The sequence below is a fragment of the Winogradskyella jejuensis genome, from assembly GCF_900129745.1.
In the GTDB taxonomy this organism is placed as follows: Bacteria; Bacteroidota; Bacteroidia; order Flavobacteriales; family Flavobacteriaceae; genus Winogradskyella; species Winogradskyella jejuensis.
Map to the genome: position 1 here is coordinate 794,054 of NZ_FQWS01000001.1, position 14,254 is coordinate 808,307.

Here is a 14,254-nt window from a genome sequence, read left to right on the forward strand (position 1 = left end):
AAATTAATTATGACAACTTTAATGGTGTAGCTCAAATTTTGCTAATGAAAGGGGAACAAAATGCAGAATTTGGGCTAGAACCATTTTACAGTCCATTTTGCCAATTTCTCTTTATAATTAGTATATGGTGGAAACAAAAGTTCTGTAATTCCAAATGTATGTTGCTTAACAACTGCTCTCTCATTACTAAAGGCTTTAAACCCATGATAGCCATGCGATTTTCCAATACCACTATTATTTATTCCTCCAAAGGGTAAATTGTGGTTAGCATAATGAATAATATTGTTGTTAATACACGTGCCTCCCGCTTTTGTGTAATTCAATATCTTTCTAATATTCTTTTTACTCTTACTATAAATGTAAAGTGCTAATGGACGCTCTTTATTTTTTATATATTGGATAGCCTCATCAAGTGTATTGTAAGTTACAATAGGTAAAATAGGTCCAAATATTTCATCCTGAAGAAGTGAAGCCGCTTCTTCTAAATCCGAAACTAAAGTAGGCGCAATGTATTTTGAAGCTTCATTAGACTCACCTCCTGTTATTATTTGACCGTTGTTAGATTTTGCATCGTTTAAATGTTCTAATAGACGCTTATAATGCTTTTGAGACACAATTCTTCCGTAAGAATCTGAAGCTTCAGGACGGCTGCCAAAATAAGCATTCAACCATATTTTACACTCTTCAATAAACTTTGACTTCACGGTATATTTTACAAGTACGTAATCTGGTGTCACGCAAATCTGTCCGCAATTTAAAAACTTACCCCACATGATTTTTTTAGCAGCAGCTTTGAGATTTGCAGTTTCATCTATTATGGTTGGTGATTTTCCACCGAGTTCTAAGGTTACTGATGCTAAATGTTCCGCAGCCGCTTTCATCACTATTTTTCCAACGGTAGGTGAACCGGTAAAAAAGATGTGATTAAATGGGAGGTTTAATAAATCTGTGGAGGTTTGTACTTCACCTTCAACTAGCGCAACTTCTTCTTCTTTAAAAACAGTTTCAACTATTTTCTTCATTAAGGCTGAAGAATGTGGTGTCATTTCAGAAGGTTTTAAAATAGCTGTATTCCCTGCTGCAATCGAAGATACTAAGGGTCCAAAAGTTAAATTGAATGGAAAATTCCATGGCGAAATAATTAAACATACACCTTTTGCTTCATATTTAATATAAGATGAAGCCCCTAACATGGAAAGCGGTGTTTTTACTTTTTTGTTTCGCATCCATTGATGTAGGTACTTTTTTGCATGCTTAATGTCTCCCACAATCTGATAGATTTCTGTCATTTCGGACTCTACCCTAGGTTTTCCTAAATCTTTTTTAAGTGCGTCTATTATGTCATTTCTAAAGGTGAATTCTATTGCTCGTTGAAGTGCATTTAACTTTTTAATACGTTGATTATAAGTACTATTAGAAACATTTATGCTATTGGCTTTTTGCTTTTTAAATAGGTCTAAGTAGGGATTATTAGCTTTTTCTGTCATTCTATGTTATTGATTTTAAAGGGCTATCGACCGAAATCGTGCATTTCATCGATGTTTTCAACAAAACATTTCCTTTTATCTAGAAGTGTCCTTGTTTGGTCTAAAATTTTAGTGACCAACCTCTATTCTGTTGTTTATTTGTGCTGTTGTTAAAAATAAGAACAATAACCCAAATGAAAAACTTAATTCTAATAGTAGCATTTTTAACCTTACCACTTGTAGGGTTTGCACAGGCTAATACAGCTGTGAGTGCTAATACTTCAGAATTAGTTTCTATCAAAAAAGTTGAAGACATTGCGCCAAGAAAAGTAAGAGCTTCTAGAAATGCTAAGCATATTAAAGTGAATTACAAAAAGAGCAACGACATTATAAGTATTAAAGCTTATCGCAAGAGTCTTAAAGACAAAGTGCGAAGAGAGAGATTGTGCTAAGCACATAATTTAGTTTTAAATCGTTAAATCCTTTTGTCGTAGATGAAAGGATTTTTTATTGAAAACAAAAAAGCCCTTCCAAATCTGGAAGGGCTTTTTACTAATAGATATTATTTGATTTTGTTACCATTTTTATCAAAAAAATGATATTCAAGATAAGTGTAAGCATCTCTAGGTAAAACTTTTACCCATTTTTTGTGTTCAAAAAACCATTTTGAACGTACTGATGGAAACCCTTTGGTTAAAAAGGCTGCTATAAAAGGGTGTGCGTGCAATGCTACTTTTTTATAGTCTTTTTTGTAAATCCTTTCTAAGTCTTGGCTCATACGCTCAACGACTTTAATTGGTGCTTCGATTTCATCGCCACCAATACTATTAGGATTTACTTCTTTTGTTTTAATATTACGCTCTGGCCTAACGCGTTGTCTGGTAATTTGCACTAATCCAAACTTACTCGGCGGTAATATTTTATGCTTTGCTTTATCATCTTTCATTTCTTCACGAAGATGATTGTAGAGTGCTTTTCGGTTTTCTGCTTTTCCCATATCGATAAAATCGATAACGATGATGCCTCCCATATCACGCAAACGTAATTGTCTGGCAACTTCTGTCGCAGATATTAAATTAACCTCTAAAGCTGTGTCTTCTTGGTTTTTCTCTTTGTTAGAGCGATTACCACTGTTAACATCTACTACATGGAGCGCTTCGGTATGTTCTATTACCAAATAGGCGCCTTTTGCCATAGATACGGTACGCCCAAATGATGTTTTTATTTGGCGTTCTATACCAAACTTTTCAAAAATGGGTACGCCGTTTTTGTAGTGTTTTACAATGGATTCCTTTTTTGGTGCAATTTGTTGCACATAATCTTTTACTTGACTGTACAAAACTTCGTCATCTACATGTATTCCTGAAAATGAATCGTTAAAGATATCTCTCAAAATTGAGGATGCTTTGTTCATTTCTCCTAATACTTTTGTAGGATGATGTGCTTTGTAGAGTTTTTTGCACATTGCTGTCCATCTGTTCAGCAAATTCTGCAAGTCACTATCAATCTCAGCCACTTTTTTACCCTCAGCTACTGTGCGTATAATAACACCAAAACCTTTTGGGGTAATACTTTTTACCAATCGCTTCAATCTGTCTTTTTCTTCTTGAGATTCTATTTTTTGAGAAACAGAAATACGATTAGAAAAAGGGACTAAAACAATATAACGCCCTGCAATAGACAATTCTGAACTAATGCGAGGCCCTTTGGTAGAAATAGGCTCTTTTACAACTTGTACTAATAGTGATTGGTTAGACTTAATGGCTTCTGCAATTTTACCATGCTTGTCTAAATCTTTTTCAAAAGGAAAGTTTTTTAAAGAGTAATCTTTTAATTTCCCTGTGCTTACACGTTTAGTGAATTTTAAAAGTGAAGGCAATTGCGGACCTAAATCATGATAATGCAAAAATGCATCTTTCTCATAACCTACATTTACAAACGCAGCATTAAGTCCAGGAACAACTTTACGGATTTTGGCTATAAATATATCGCCAACTGCAAAATTGTTATCCTCTTCATCTTTGTGCAATTCAATAAGTTTTCCATCTTTTAATAAGGCAAAATCAACAATATCTGAACTCGATCTTACGATTAATTCTTTGTTCATAATGTTAATTTATATCCATCTCATAATTGAGACAGATGGATTTTACTTAATTATTTGACACAGGATGTAATATCCAGCAAATCTAGGTGTACTCTATTAAATATCACCATAGATTCTATATCAAAGAACGTTCTTTTAAAACCGAAAAAAGTAGTTGGTATAACTACTTTTGACGATTTATTTTTTCTTGTGACGATTAGCGCGTCTACGTTTCTTACGCTTATGCGTCGCTACCTTGTGTCTTTTACGTTTTTTACCACTTGGCATAAATAATTCGTTTTAGATTAATATTTTACTTAATTATATCTTAGTTCACGTCCACTTTTGCCTTAACACCTTCTAAAAAGATTTTAGCTGGCTTAAACGCTGGTATGTTGTGAGCTGGTATTTTAATAGTTGTATTTTTAGAGATGTTACGACCCGTTTTTTCAGCTCTTGTTTTGATAATAAAGCTTCCAAAACCTCTTAAATATACATTATCTCCACTCTCTAAAGATGTTTTTACTTCGTCCATGAAAGATTCTACTGTAGCTTGTACATCACCTTTTTCGATTCCTAATTTGTCCGAAATTTTAGCTACTAAATCTGCTTTTGTCATTTTACTTAATTGTTTGTGTTACTATTGTTTATAAGGGGTTGCAAATATATGTAATTTAATTTCAATATTTCAAACGTAATTGATTTAAATTTAAGCGTATATAGTTTTATGTTTGCAGTGTTCTACACTTTTCTAAATGAATTTTTCAAAAAACGTAATTAACTGGTATTCAGACTATAAAAGAGATTTACCTTGGAGACGCACTAAAAATCCATATTATATTTGGCTCTCCGAAATTATCTTACAGCAAACACAAGTTAAACAAGGCTTGCCTTATTATGAAGATTTTGTAAATACCTTTCCAACTATTTTTGATCTTGCAAAAAGTGATGAACAAAACGTTCTGAAATTATGGCAAGGTTTGGGCTACTATTCCAGAGCACGAAACCTTCACTATACAGCTAAATATGTTGCTAATGAGTTAAACGGAAAATTCCCAAACACTTACAGCGAGATTATAAAGCTAAAAGGTGTTGGAGATTACACAGCAAGTGCCATTGCCTCTATTGCTTTTGGAGAAGCTACAGCAGTCGTAGACGGGAATGTTTATCGTGTACTGTCTCGATTTTTCGGAATTGATACGCCTATAAATTCTACAAAGGGCATAAAAGAGTTTAAAGCTTTAGCAACAGAATTGATAGATAAAAAACACCCTGCAGAATTCAATCAAGCCATTATGGAATTTGGCGCACAACAGTGTAAACCTAAAAACCCTTATTGTATTGTTTGCCCGTTACAATCTGCTTGTGTAGCGTTTCAAAAAAATAAAATTTCAGAATTACCTGTAAAACTAAAAAAGACGAAAGTTAGAAATCGCTATTTTAATTATTTAGTTATTATAGATAAATTCAAAAACATTATAGTTGAGCAACGCAAAGGAAAAGGCATATGGCAGAATTTATATCAGTTTCCGCTAATAGAAACCGAAAAAAGTTTATCCATTGAAGCTTTTGAAGAAGTAGCAGAAAAGCATAGACTTCTAAAAAATGTTGATTACGATTTAAGTCTCTATAATGAGACTGACGTAGTTCATAAACTGTCACACCAACACTTACATACCAAGTTTTGGATTATAAGCACAGACCAAACCTATAAAAATGCTATTTCTATAAAAGAATTGAAAGCGTATCCTGTTCCTGCTTTAATACATGATTTTATCTCCAAATTCAAATTTTGAAATTACCCTATTCTTATTTTTATTATTTTTAAAGAACAGAATTAAAAAGTTTAATTTTGTAAGCTAATAAATTCTAAAAAATTATGTCAGGAACATTAAATAAAGTAATGCTTATAGGTCACTTGGGAGATGAAGTTAAGATGCATTATTTTGATGATAAAAACTGTGTAGGTCGTTTTCCCCTTGCCACAAATGAGACGTATACAAACAAGCAAACCAACGAGCGTGTTTCTAATACAGAATGGCATAATATTGTTGTGCGTAACAAGGCAGCAGAAATTTGCGAAAAATACTTAAGCAAAGGTGACAAAGTCTATATTGAAGGACGTATTAAAACTCGAAAATGGACTGATGATAAGGGTATGGAACGCTACTCTACAGAAATACAATGCTCTGATTTTACGTTTTTAACAGCTAAAAACGAACAACAAAATCCTGGCAATACGCAACAAAGTGCACCGCAAACTCCATCAAATTCTGCACCTACCAACGATGTATCTATTGCAAATGATGATAATGACGATTTACCATTTTAGTTTAATTAAATCCTCTGATTTTGGATCCTGATCCCGGTAGTTTATATTTTTTACTCATTACGTTTAACACAAGCTTAGTTGTCAGTGTAATAGTACTTATACTGCTTCTTTTTTGTTCTGCCTTAATTTCTGGCGCAGAGGTTGCTTTATTTTCATTAACAAAAACCGATATAGATACTGCGTCCGAAGAAAATTCAAAAACACTATCACTTATTACATCGCTGTTAGAGCGTCCAAAGAAGTTATTGGCTACCATTTTAGTTGCTAATAATTTTATAAATATTGCTATTGTTATTCTGTTTGCTTACATAGGAGAGTTTCTATTTTATTCAATAGAAAATAGTATTGCACGATTTTTATTAGAAGTGGTTTCGGCTACATTTTTAATTCTTCTTTTTGGGGAAATAATTCCAAAGATTTACGCCAGTAGAAATAGCCTTAAATTCGCTATTGCAATGGCAAGGCCATTAAAGTTTTTGGATGTTATATTCTCTCCAATAAGTATGCCTTTGCGTTTTATTACCATACAAATACAAAACAAACTAGGTAAGCAAAAAACCAACTTAAGTGTAGACCAATTATCGCAAGCATTAGAGTTAACTGACGATAACGATACCACTAAAGAAGAACAACAAATTCTTCAAAGTATTGTCTCTTTTGGCAACACAGACACCAAACAAGTGATGCGTCCCCGAATGGATATATTTGCAGTAAATATTGAGGCAGAATTTAGCACTATTATACCAGAGATTATTAATAACGGCTATTCTCGTATACCAGTTTATAAAGAAAATATAGACACCGTTGTAGGTGTGCTTTATGTAAAAGATCTACTACCACATCTCAATAAGAAAAACTTTAATTGGAAAACCATTCTTAGAGAACCATTTTTTGTTCCAGAAAATAAAAAGCTGGATGACTTAATGCAAGAGTTTCAAACTAAGAAAGTGCATCTAGCCGTTGTTGTAGACGAATATGGCGGGACATCTGGTGTGATATCTCTAGAAGATATTATCGAAGAAATCGTTGGTGACATTAGTGATGAATACGATGTTGATGACCTTAATTACACTAAAATTGATGACAAAAATTATAGGTTTGACGGGAAGACACAACTCAAGGATATTTATAAAATCTTAGATTTAGAAGACACTAGCATTTTTGAAACAAAAAAAGGCGAAGCTGAAACATTAGCCGGTTTTGTTCTAGAGTTATCTGGTGGTTTTCCAAGAGTTGGAAATAAAATAAATTTTGACAATTACGTTTTTACTATTGAGGCTATTGAAAAAAAACGCATCAAACAGATTAAGCTAACCATTACATAAATAGTTAAAAACCTTATTTAAAAAGGAAATCCTCATGAAAAAAATACTTATTCCTATATTTTCTCTTTTCCTTACAGGTTGTGGTAATGATACCCTTCCTAAGCCAAAAGCGTTTTTAAGATTAGATTATGAAAAGCCTTCATATAAACGTGTGGATATCCCAGTCCCATTTGCTTTTGAAAAAAATGAAGCTGCTAAACCAATTTCAAAAATAAAACGTAGTGAAAATGGAAACTCTATAAGCGTAGATATAGAATATCCTAAACTAAAAGGAACTGTTTACCTTACCTATAAAAAAGTTACGGAAAACAATCTTAGAGACTTACTACGAGATGCTCAAAATCTCACCCAAAAGCACACACAAAAAGCAGATGAGATAAACAGTACTGTATTTGAAAACCAAGAAAAGAATGTTTACGGGATGTTTTACGAAGTAGGCGGCAATGCAGCTTCACAATCACAATTTTATGCTACTGATAGTACAAATCACTTTTTAAGTGGCTCTCTTTACTTTTATGCAAAACCTAATTACGATTCTATTTATCCTGCTGCAATATATCTTAGAAACGATATAAAACGAGTTATGGAGAGTTTAGAGTGGAGGACTGAAGATTAAATTAACTCTCTAATTTTTACATAAACAAAAAGCGCGACTTTAAAAGTCGCGCTTTTTTTATGATTAAAATAAGTCTAAACTACTAGAAAGAGTACCTTAAACCTACTTGCATTTGCCATCTTGAAGAATTAAGACCGCTATCATCAACAATATTCTCAGTACCTTCAACACTTGGATTGTAAGTAAATGTTGGAGTTGTACCATCGGCCGCAAAATCTTCGAAATTTAACAACTGTACTTGGTTAAAATTAGTAAACGATCTCACACCCCATTCTTTATTCAATAGATTTGTAAAGTTAAAGATATCTGCCGTTAGCTCTAACCTATGTATCTTATCTCCAAATTTAACTCCAAATTCTTGAGCAAATTTTAAGTCAATAATATGACTCCAGTCAGAACGGTCTGCATTACGCTCTGCAAACTGACCTCTTCTTGTTCTCAAGTAATCGTTACCTTCAATATAAGCATCTAATAACGCCCATTGCTCAGATGCAGTTAAACTACCACTATCAACTAGTTGAGCTTCAGCTTGATTAGCAGGGACGTAGATTAATGCTGATTCTGCACCAAAAGTATCATCTAACAAGTCACCTCCGTCATTATAAACATAGCTAAATGGTGAGCCTTCAGCACCTTCGTAGAATAAACCAATACGAGTCTTAATCGTTTCTGACCATTTAAACTCTATTGTAGAGTTAGCAATAACTCGGTGTCCAGGAGAAAAATCAGAAATAGATAAATCTGGTCTGTTAGAACCGTTTACTGTCTCCAATCTTCTCCATTGAGAACTGTTTTGAGACGACGTACCATCAAAAATACCATCTGCTTCACCATAAGAATATGTAGCAGAAGTTCTAATATCTAATCTGTCTGCTATAAAATTCTTAGATAAAGTTCCTGCTATATTATAAGAGCTACCAGCACCTGTATTAGAAGCCAGGTAAATTGCAGTATATGTATTATCAATTGACTGATTACCCCAATGTGGTCTAGAACCTGCACCTGTTGTATTAAACAAAGGTGTATTAGGTAAATTTAAGTTCTCATATTGCACTGCTGTGATGTTATCGTTCCAGATAAAATCAGCAGAGAATGTAATCCCCCAAGGTAATTTTTGGTCAATAGCAATATTTGTCTTGAACACCTGTGGTAACATAAAATCTTTAGCAAATAAATCTATTTGTCCACCAACTTCTCCTGTTCCTGGCTGTGCAATACCTGGTATTGGCTGTCCTGTAGATATGTCTGTAAGTTGGTTAGAAGGATCTGGGTTAAATAAAGGTGTGTTACCTGTACCTCTAATTTCTGCAAATCCTGTTGTTACACCATTATTACCGTAAGTTGCACCTGGCCATACTAATGGTACTCTAGAGGTAAAAATACCTAAACCACCACGGATTTGAGTTTTCTTTTCTCCACTAACATCCCAGTTAAAACCAACTCTAGGTGAAATATGAACGTTTGCGTTAATCCCTTGACCAACTCTAGCATCTTGTAAATCTTTACCATTTGCTTCTAACAAAGCAACTGTTCTTGTATTGAAATCTTCATTTACAGCGCCATCTTGCCAGAAAGGTACATCGAAACGTAAACCAGCTGTAATAGTTAAATTATCATTAAAGTTAACTTCATCTTGAACATAGAAAGCTGTTTGGAAGAAATCGAACTCTGGCGCACCAAGTGAGTTATCTGCTAAACCTCCTTGTAAAGAATAACCATAACGGAAACGATTTGGTGCTGCATTGTTTAAGAAGTCGTCTAAATTGTTATATCTGTAATCTCCAAAGTTTTGTCTGAAGAATACATTCTTCATATTAGAGAACTCATTATTAGTACCAATAGTAATTCTATGTCTTCCTGAGTAAATCTCAAAGTTATTGGTTAATGTAAGTATGCGTTGCTCAAGTAAATTAGCAGTAGAGAATGGCTCAGAACCAAAGAAAATACTCGTACCAGCTGTATCAAAAATCTGTACACTTGGGAAAGGATTTCCTTGGATACCTCTGTCATCATTAACACTAGTGTAACCAATAACAAGGTTATTAGCCAAGTTATTTCCAAACTTAGAACTTAATTCTAAAGATGTAGAGTTTGTTATAGACTCAAAATTTTCTGCTCTGTTAGAAAAACTTATAGAACCTTGGTTAGAACCTGGCGCATCCAAGTTAACTGCTTTAACATAACTGTGCTTAAATGTTAAGTTATGATTGTCATTAATGTTCCAGTCTAATCTAGCAATTAATTTATCACTTGTTAAAGATGAAGTGTTACTATCAAAACTACCTGGATTATATCCAAAGTTAGTATCTAAGTAATTAACTAAGTTAGTTATATCCGCAGCTGTAGTACTTCCTCTGTAAGTGCTAATATCAAAAGGTTGAGGAGTTTCTCTCTCTTCTCTTTCATAATTTACGAAAAGGAATAATTTGTCTTTTATGATTGGACCTCCAATTCGAGTACCATAAATATTTGCTGAAAAATCATCTAATTTTTGACGACCACCAGTCCCAGCTAAATCAACTGGGGTTTTACCTGCTAAATCTTGATTTCTTAAGAAGGTGTAAGCAGACCCTGTCCATGTGTTTGTACCAGATTTTGTAATAGCATTGATACTACCACCTGCAAAACCAGATTGCTTAACATCAAAAGGAGCAACATTGATTTGGAAAGTCTCAATGGCATCTAAGGAGATTGGACTAACACCTGTTTGTCCACCATTAGTACCAGAACCGGCTAAACCAAAAACATCATTGTTAACAGCTCCATCAATAAAGATTGTGTTATATCTGTTATTTTGACCTGCAATAGAAATTGTAGCATCTCCCGTAACTTTAGCTTGTGGTGTCAACCTAGCAAAATCAGCAATGTTTCTAGAAACAGAAGGTAAAGTATTCACTTGTCGCCTAGACACTTTAGTATCAGCTCCTGTTTTACCTGAACCAAAAACACCGTCATTACCAGCTACAATCACAACTTCATCAAGTACGCTAGCGTCTTCAGAAAGTTTTGTACTTATTCTCTTAGATTCACCTAATGCTAAAAACACATTTTTGTCTGCATAATCTTTAAATCCAACATAAGTAATTGTAATTGTGTATGGTCCACCTGTTCTCATGTTTGAGATACGGTAGTAACCATCAAAATCGGTAGCGACACCATACTTAGTTCCGGATGGTGTGTGAACAGCTAAAACGGTAGCTCCTGGTAACGGATCTCCATTAACATCTGTAACTTGTCCATTGATTGAAGATGTTGTAACACCTTGAGCAAAGGACATTGTTGCAAATAACATTGCAACGGTCATTACTAAAAATTGTGTAATTTTTTTCATTTTAATAAAGTTGAGTTTGTTTTTAACGGCGCAAAAATACGACATAAAACACTTGAAATATTAACTAAACGTTAAGATTTTTTTAACATCAATGTTAATAACATTTTTCTGAAATTTTTGAATTTCTGTCAACTAAAAATCACTTGTTCTGCAACGTATTTAATCTTCTTTATAAAAATTTATTAATCTCTCAGTCGAGGAATCGTGTGAGCTAGCAGTTTTATTTAATTTTAACTCTTCTAAAATGGTCTTCGCCAGCTTTTTCCCAAGTTCAACACCAAATTGATCGTAGCTAAATATGTTCCAAACCACACCTTGTACAAATATTTTGTGTTCATACATGGCAATGAGTTTACCTAAACTTTCTGGTGTTAATTTTTGAATTAAAATTGAAGTTGTCGGCTTGTTACCTTCAAATATTTTGAAAGGCAAGAGCATATCTTTTTCTTCTGAAGATAAATTAGCTGACGATAACTCTTCTAAAACTTCATCTTTAGTTTTACCATTCATCAAAGCTTCGGTTTGGGCAAAATAATTAGACATCAATTTGTCATGATGGTCTTTATTACCGTGTAGCGATTTTACAAAACCTATGAAGTCCGTAGGGATTAGCTTTGTTCCTTGGTGAATTAATTGAAAGAACGCATGTTGAGAATTTGTTCCTGGCTCACCCCAAATTAATGTGCCCGTTTGGTAATTAACGTGGTTTCCATCTCTATCAACACTCTTACCGTTACTTTCCATAATACCCTGTTGCAAATAGGTTGCAAATTGGTTGAGGTATTGTGTGTACGGAATTATAGCTTCGCTTTCAGCATTAAAAAAGTTATTGTACCAAATCGTTAAAAGAGCAGCAATTACAGGAATATTCTTATTAAAATCTGCCGTTCTAAAATGTTCATCCATTTTATGAGCACCAGACAAGAGACTTTCGAAATTATCATAGCCTAACGCTAAACTAATTGATAAACCTACAGCACTCCAAAGCGAAAAACGACCACCTACCCAATCTTTCATTGGGAAAATATTAGCTTCATCAATTCCAAAATCTTTTACCACGCTCACATTGGTAGATACAGCAACAAAGTGATTGGCTACCGCTTCGCTAGGCATGCTTTGTAAAAACCAATCTCTAATAGAATTAGCATTAGACAATGTTTCTTGCGTAGTAAAGGTCTTTGATACAATTACAAAAAGTGTCGTCTCTGGGTTAAGATGCTTTACAATTTCCTGATAATGATCGCCGTCTACATTACTTACAAAATGCGTGTGGAGATGATTTTTATAAAACTGAAGTGAATCTACAACCATCGCTGGACCTAAATCTGAACCCCCAATTCCAATGTTTACTACATCTGTAATTGGTTTTCCTGTAAATCCTTTGTGGCTGCCACTAGTTACTGCATTGGTAAAGTCTTTTATCTTGTTCTTAACGTCATAGACACCAGGAATTACATTTTCGCCATTTACAAAAACCTCAGCAGACTTTGGCGCTCTTAATGCGGTGTGAAGCACTGCTCTACCTTCGGTTTGATTAATAATATCGCCTTCAAAATATTTTGAAATAGCATCTTTAAGATTCACTTCATTTGCTAATTCTACCAACAGAGACAATGTTTTTGATGTCATCCTATTTTTTGAAAAATCAGCATAAAAGTCATCCCAAATAATAGTTAATTCTTCGGCTCGTTTTGGATTTGATTTAAACAACTCCTTAAGATGAATATCTTTTATTTCTGAAAAATGAGACAAGAGTTTAGACCACGTCTTTGTAGTCATTAGATTAGTTGATTTTAATGCCATATTTATTGAATCTCTGAGAGGGTTTCCTCTGTTTCTGGCTGAAGTGAATCTTCAACCAAAATAATGTTATCTAGTTGTTGCTTTATTGGTGCGATATAGTCTAAAAACTTAACCTTTAAACTGTCTGAAATTGGTTTGGCCTCAGGTAGTTTTTCTTTAAAAGGATCGACTTGTTTTCCGTTTTTCCAAAAACGATAGCAAACATGGTTCCCAGCGGAACTTCCTGTATTACCAACATAGCCAATAACGTCACCCTGCTTTACAAATTCGCCCACTTTAGCTTTTCGGCGAGACATATGTAAATACTGTGTTTCGTAAGTGGAATTATGTCTAATTTTCACATATTTACCATTTCCTCTAGTGTAAGACGATTTAGTAACTGTACCGCTCGCTGTGGCTAAAATTGGTGTTCCGTTTGGTGCAGCAAAATCTGTCCCGCGATGCGCTTTTACACGATACCCGTAATGGGCAATTCGTCTTCTTAAATTATAACGCGATGATACGCGTCCAAATCGTAGTGGTGATTTTAAAAAGGCACGTCTTAGGTTTTTTGCATCTTCGTTAAAATAATCTATGATGCCTTTTACGCTATCCGTCTCGAACTCAAAGGCGTAAAAGGGTTTTTTATTATGTTCAAAATAAGCAGCTTTTACATCATGAACACCTGCATAGGTGCTATCGTCTATATATTTGTCTGTATATATAACTTTAAACCGATCTCCTGGTTGTAAGCGGTTAAAATCTATCGTCCACGCGTAGATTTCGTTTGCCATTTTATTGGCTAAACGCTGACTAAGTCCTTTTTTATCTAACACTACGGAAATACCACTTCCTGGTGTTATTACACCAGACGCTTCCTTTTCGACATATTTTATTGGTTTTCTGCCCATGTAGGTCTGTATAGAATCTTGAAAATCTATAACAACGTACTCTTCTTTATTGGGCTGGTAAATAAAGCTTTTTGGCGTTTCTAAGCTGTCTTTTGAGCAAAGCAGCGTGTAAGGCTTACCAAACCTTAGTGTCCTGATATCAAAAGTGTCTTTTACCTTTTCGGCAATTTGAAAAATTTTAGGGTATCCGATATTGTTTCTTTCTAAGATTTCTCCGAAGCTCTCGCCTCTTCGTATGGTATCTCTTTTAACTATAAAGTTGTCTAGGTTAAAGCCAAACTCGTATCGTTCTTCAACTTCTTCGACAACGGCCAAATCTTCTACTAGCTCTTCTTTTTTATCTTCTTTACAATTTAAAAAGGTTACAGAAATTACCGTTAACCATACTAATTGTTTCAAATGCAT

General features: G+C 34.1%; 11 protein-coding genes. 5 read left to right on the forward strand and 6 right to left on the reverse strand.

Annotation, left to right across the window (positions count from 1 at the left end; all coding sequences use genetic code 11):
• Nucleotides 1-74: 74 nt before the first annotated feature.
• Nucleotides 75-1,487, reverse strand: a complete 1,413-nt coding sequence (locus BUB95_RS03775) for an aldehyde dehydrogenase family protein (protein ID WP_073083307.1) — start codon at nucleotides 1,485-1,487, stop codon at nucleotides 75-77.
• A 173-nt stretch (nucleotides 1,488-1,660) separates the two neighbouring features.
• On the opposite strand from BUB95_RS03775, the gene BUB95_RS03780 reads away from it, so the two are divergent.
• Nucleotides 1,661-1,918 carry a hypothetical protein gene (locus BUB95_RS03780; protein WP_073083309.1) on the forward strand — a complete coding sequence of 86 codons (258 nt, stop codon included), beginning with the start codon at nucleotides 1,661-1,663 and terminating at the stop codon, nucleotides 1,916-1,918.
• Nucleotides 1,919-2,028: 110 nt separating this feature from the next.
• Here the strand turns inward: BUB95_RS03780 and BUB95_RS03785 are convergent, their stop codons facing one another.
• On the reverse strand, nucleotides 2,029-3,573 hold the full coding sequence (locus BUB95_RS03785; RefSeq protein ID WP_073083312.1) for an Rne/Rng family ribonuclease: 1,545 nt from the start codon (nucleotides 3,571-3,573) through the stop codon (nucleotides 2,029-2,031).
• Nucleotides 3,574-3,880: 307 nt separating this feature from the next.
• Complete coding sequence (locus BUB95_RS03790; protein WP_073083316.1) at nucleotides 3,881-4,171, reverse strand: HU family DNA-binding protein; 291 nt, start codon at nucleotides 4,169-4,171, stop codon at nucleotides 3,881-3,883.
• Nucleotides 4,172-4,307: 136 nt separating this feature from the next.
• On the opposite strand from BUB95_RS03790, the gene mutY reads away from it, so the two are divergent.
• From mutY to gldD, 4 genes are all read left to right on the forward strand, one after another.
• Entirely contained in the window at nucleotides 4,308-5,348 is a 1,041-nt protein-coding gene (gene mutY / locus BUB95_RS03795) for an A/G-specific adenine glycosylase (protein WP_073083319.1), read from the forward strand.
• A gap of 83 nt (nucleotides 5,349-5,431) precedes the next feature.
• Nucleotides 5,432-5,884 carry a single-stranded DNA-binding protein gene (locus BUB95_RS03800; protein ID WP_073083322.1) on the forward strand — a complete coding sequence of 151 codons (453 nt, stop codon included), beginning with the start codon at nucleotides 5,432-5,434 and terminating at the stop codon, nucleotides 5,882-5,884.
• Nucleotides 5,885-5,904: 20 nt separating this feature from the next.
• The gene (locus BUB95_RS03805) at nucleotides 5,905-7,209 is read left to right on the forward strand and encodes a gliding motility-associated protein GldE (protein ID WP_073083325.1); all 1,305 of its coding nucleotides are present in this window, start codon (nucleotides 5,905-5,907) and stop codon (nucleotides 7,207-7,209) included.
• 34 nt (nucleotides 7,210-7,243) lie between these two features.
• On the forward strand, nucleotides 7,244-7,825 hold the full coding sequence (gldD, locus tag BUB95_RS03810) for a gliding motility lipoprotein GldD (protein ID WP_073083328.1): 582 nt from the start codon (nucleotides 7,244-7,246) through the stop codon (nucleotides 7,823-7,825).
• Between the two features lie 82 nt (nucleotides 7,826-7,907).
• Here the strand turns inward: gldD and BUB95_RS03815 are convergent, their stop codons facing one another.
• The 3 genes from BUB95_RS03815 to BUB95_RS03825 all read right to left on the reverse strand — a co-directional run bounded on the left by BUB95_RS03815 (nucleotide 7,908) and on the right by BUB95_RS03825 (nucleotide 14,254).
• Nucleotides 7,908-11,156: a TonB-dependent receptor gene (locus BUB95_RS03815; RefSeq protein ID WP_073083331.1), complete on the reverse strand. Its 3,249-nt coding sequence runs from the start codon at nucleotides 11,154-11,156 to the stop codon at nucleotides 7,908-7,910.
• Between the two features lie 159 nt (nucleotides 11,157-11,315).
• Nucleotides 11,316-12,959: a glucose-6-phosphate isomerase gene (pgi, locus tag BUB95_RS03820; protein ID WP_073083334.1), complete on the reverse strand. Its 1,644-nt coding sequence runs from the start codon at nucleotides 12,957-12,959 to the stop codon at nucleotides 11,316-11,318.
• 2 nt (nucleotides 12,960-12,961) lie between these two features.
• Nucleotides 12,962-14,254, reverse strand: coding sequence for a peptidoglycan DD-metalloendopeptidase family protein (locus BUB95_RS03825; protein WP_073085065.1), 1,293 nt, complete (start codon nucleotides 14,252-14,254; stop codon nucleotides 12,962-12,964).

What these genes read in the sequence shown, in the direction of transcription:
- BUB95_RS03780 (WP_073083309.1), top strand. Translation starts at nt 1,661, where the DNA reads ATGAAAAACTTAATTCTAATAGTAGCATTTTTAACCTTACCACTTGTA.
- pgi (WP_073083334.1), bottom strand. Translation starts at nt 12,959, where the DNA reads ATGGCATTAAAATCAACTAATCTAATGACTACAAAGACGTGGTCTAAA.
- BUB95_RS03790 (WP_073083316.1), bottom strand. Translation starts at nt 4,171, where the DNA reads ATGACAAAAGCAGATTTAGTAGCTAAAATTTCGGACAAATTAGGAATC.
- mutY (WP_073083319.1), top strand. Translation starts at nt 4,308, where the DNA reads ATGAATTTTTCAAAAAACGTAATTAACTGGTATTCAGACTATAAAAGA.
- gldD (WP_073083328.1), top strand. Translation starts at nt 7,244, where the DNA reads ATGAAAAAAATACTTATTCCTATATTTTCTCTTTTCCTTACAGGTTGT.
- BUB95_RS03785 (WP_073083312.1), bottom strand. Translation starts at nt 3,573, where the DNA reads ATGAACAAAGAATTAATCGTAAGATCGAGTTCAGATATTGTTGATTTT.
- BUB95_RS03815 (WP_073083331.1), bottom strand. Translation starts at nt 11,156, where the DNA reads ATGAAAAAAATTACACAATTTTTAGTAATGACCGTTGCAATGTTATTT.
- BUB95_RS03800 (WP_073083322.1), top strand. Translation starts at nt 5,432, where the DNA reads ATGTCAGGAACATTAAATAAAGTAATGCTTATAGGTCACTTGGGAGAT.
- BUB95_RS03825 (WP_073085065.1), bottom strand. Translation starts at nt 14,254, where the DNA reads ATGCATTTGAAACAATTAGTATGGTTAACGGTAATTTCTGTAACCTTT.
- BUB95_RS03775 (WP_073083307.1), bottom strand. Translation starts at nt 1,487, where the DNA reads ATGACAGAAAAAGCTAATAATCCCTACTTAGACCTATTTAAAAAGCAA.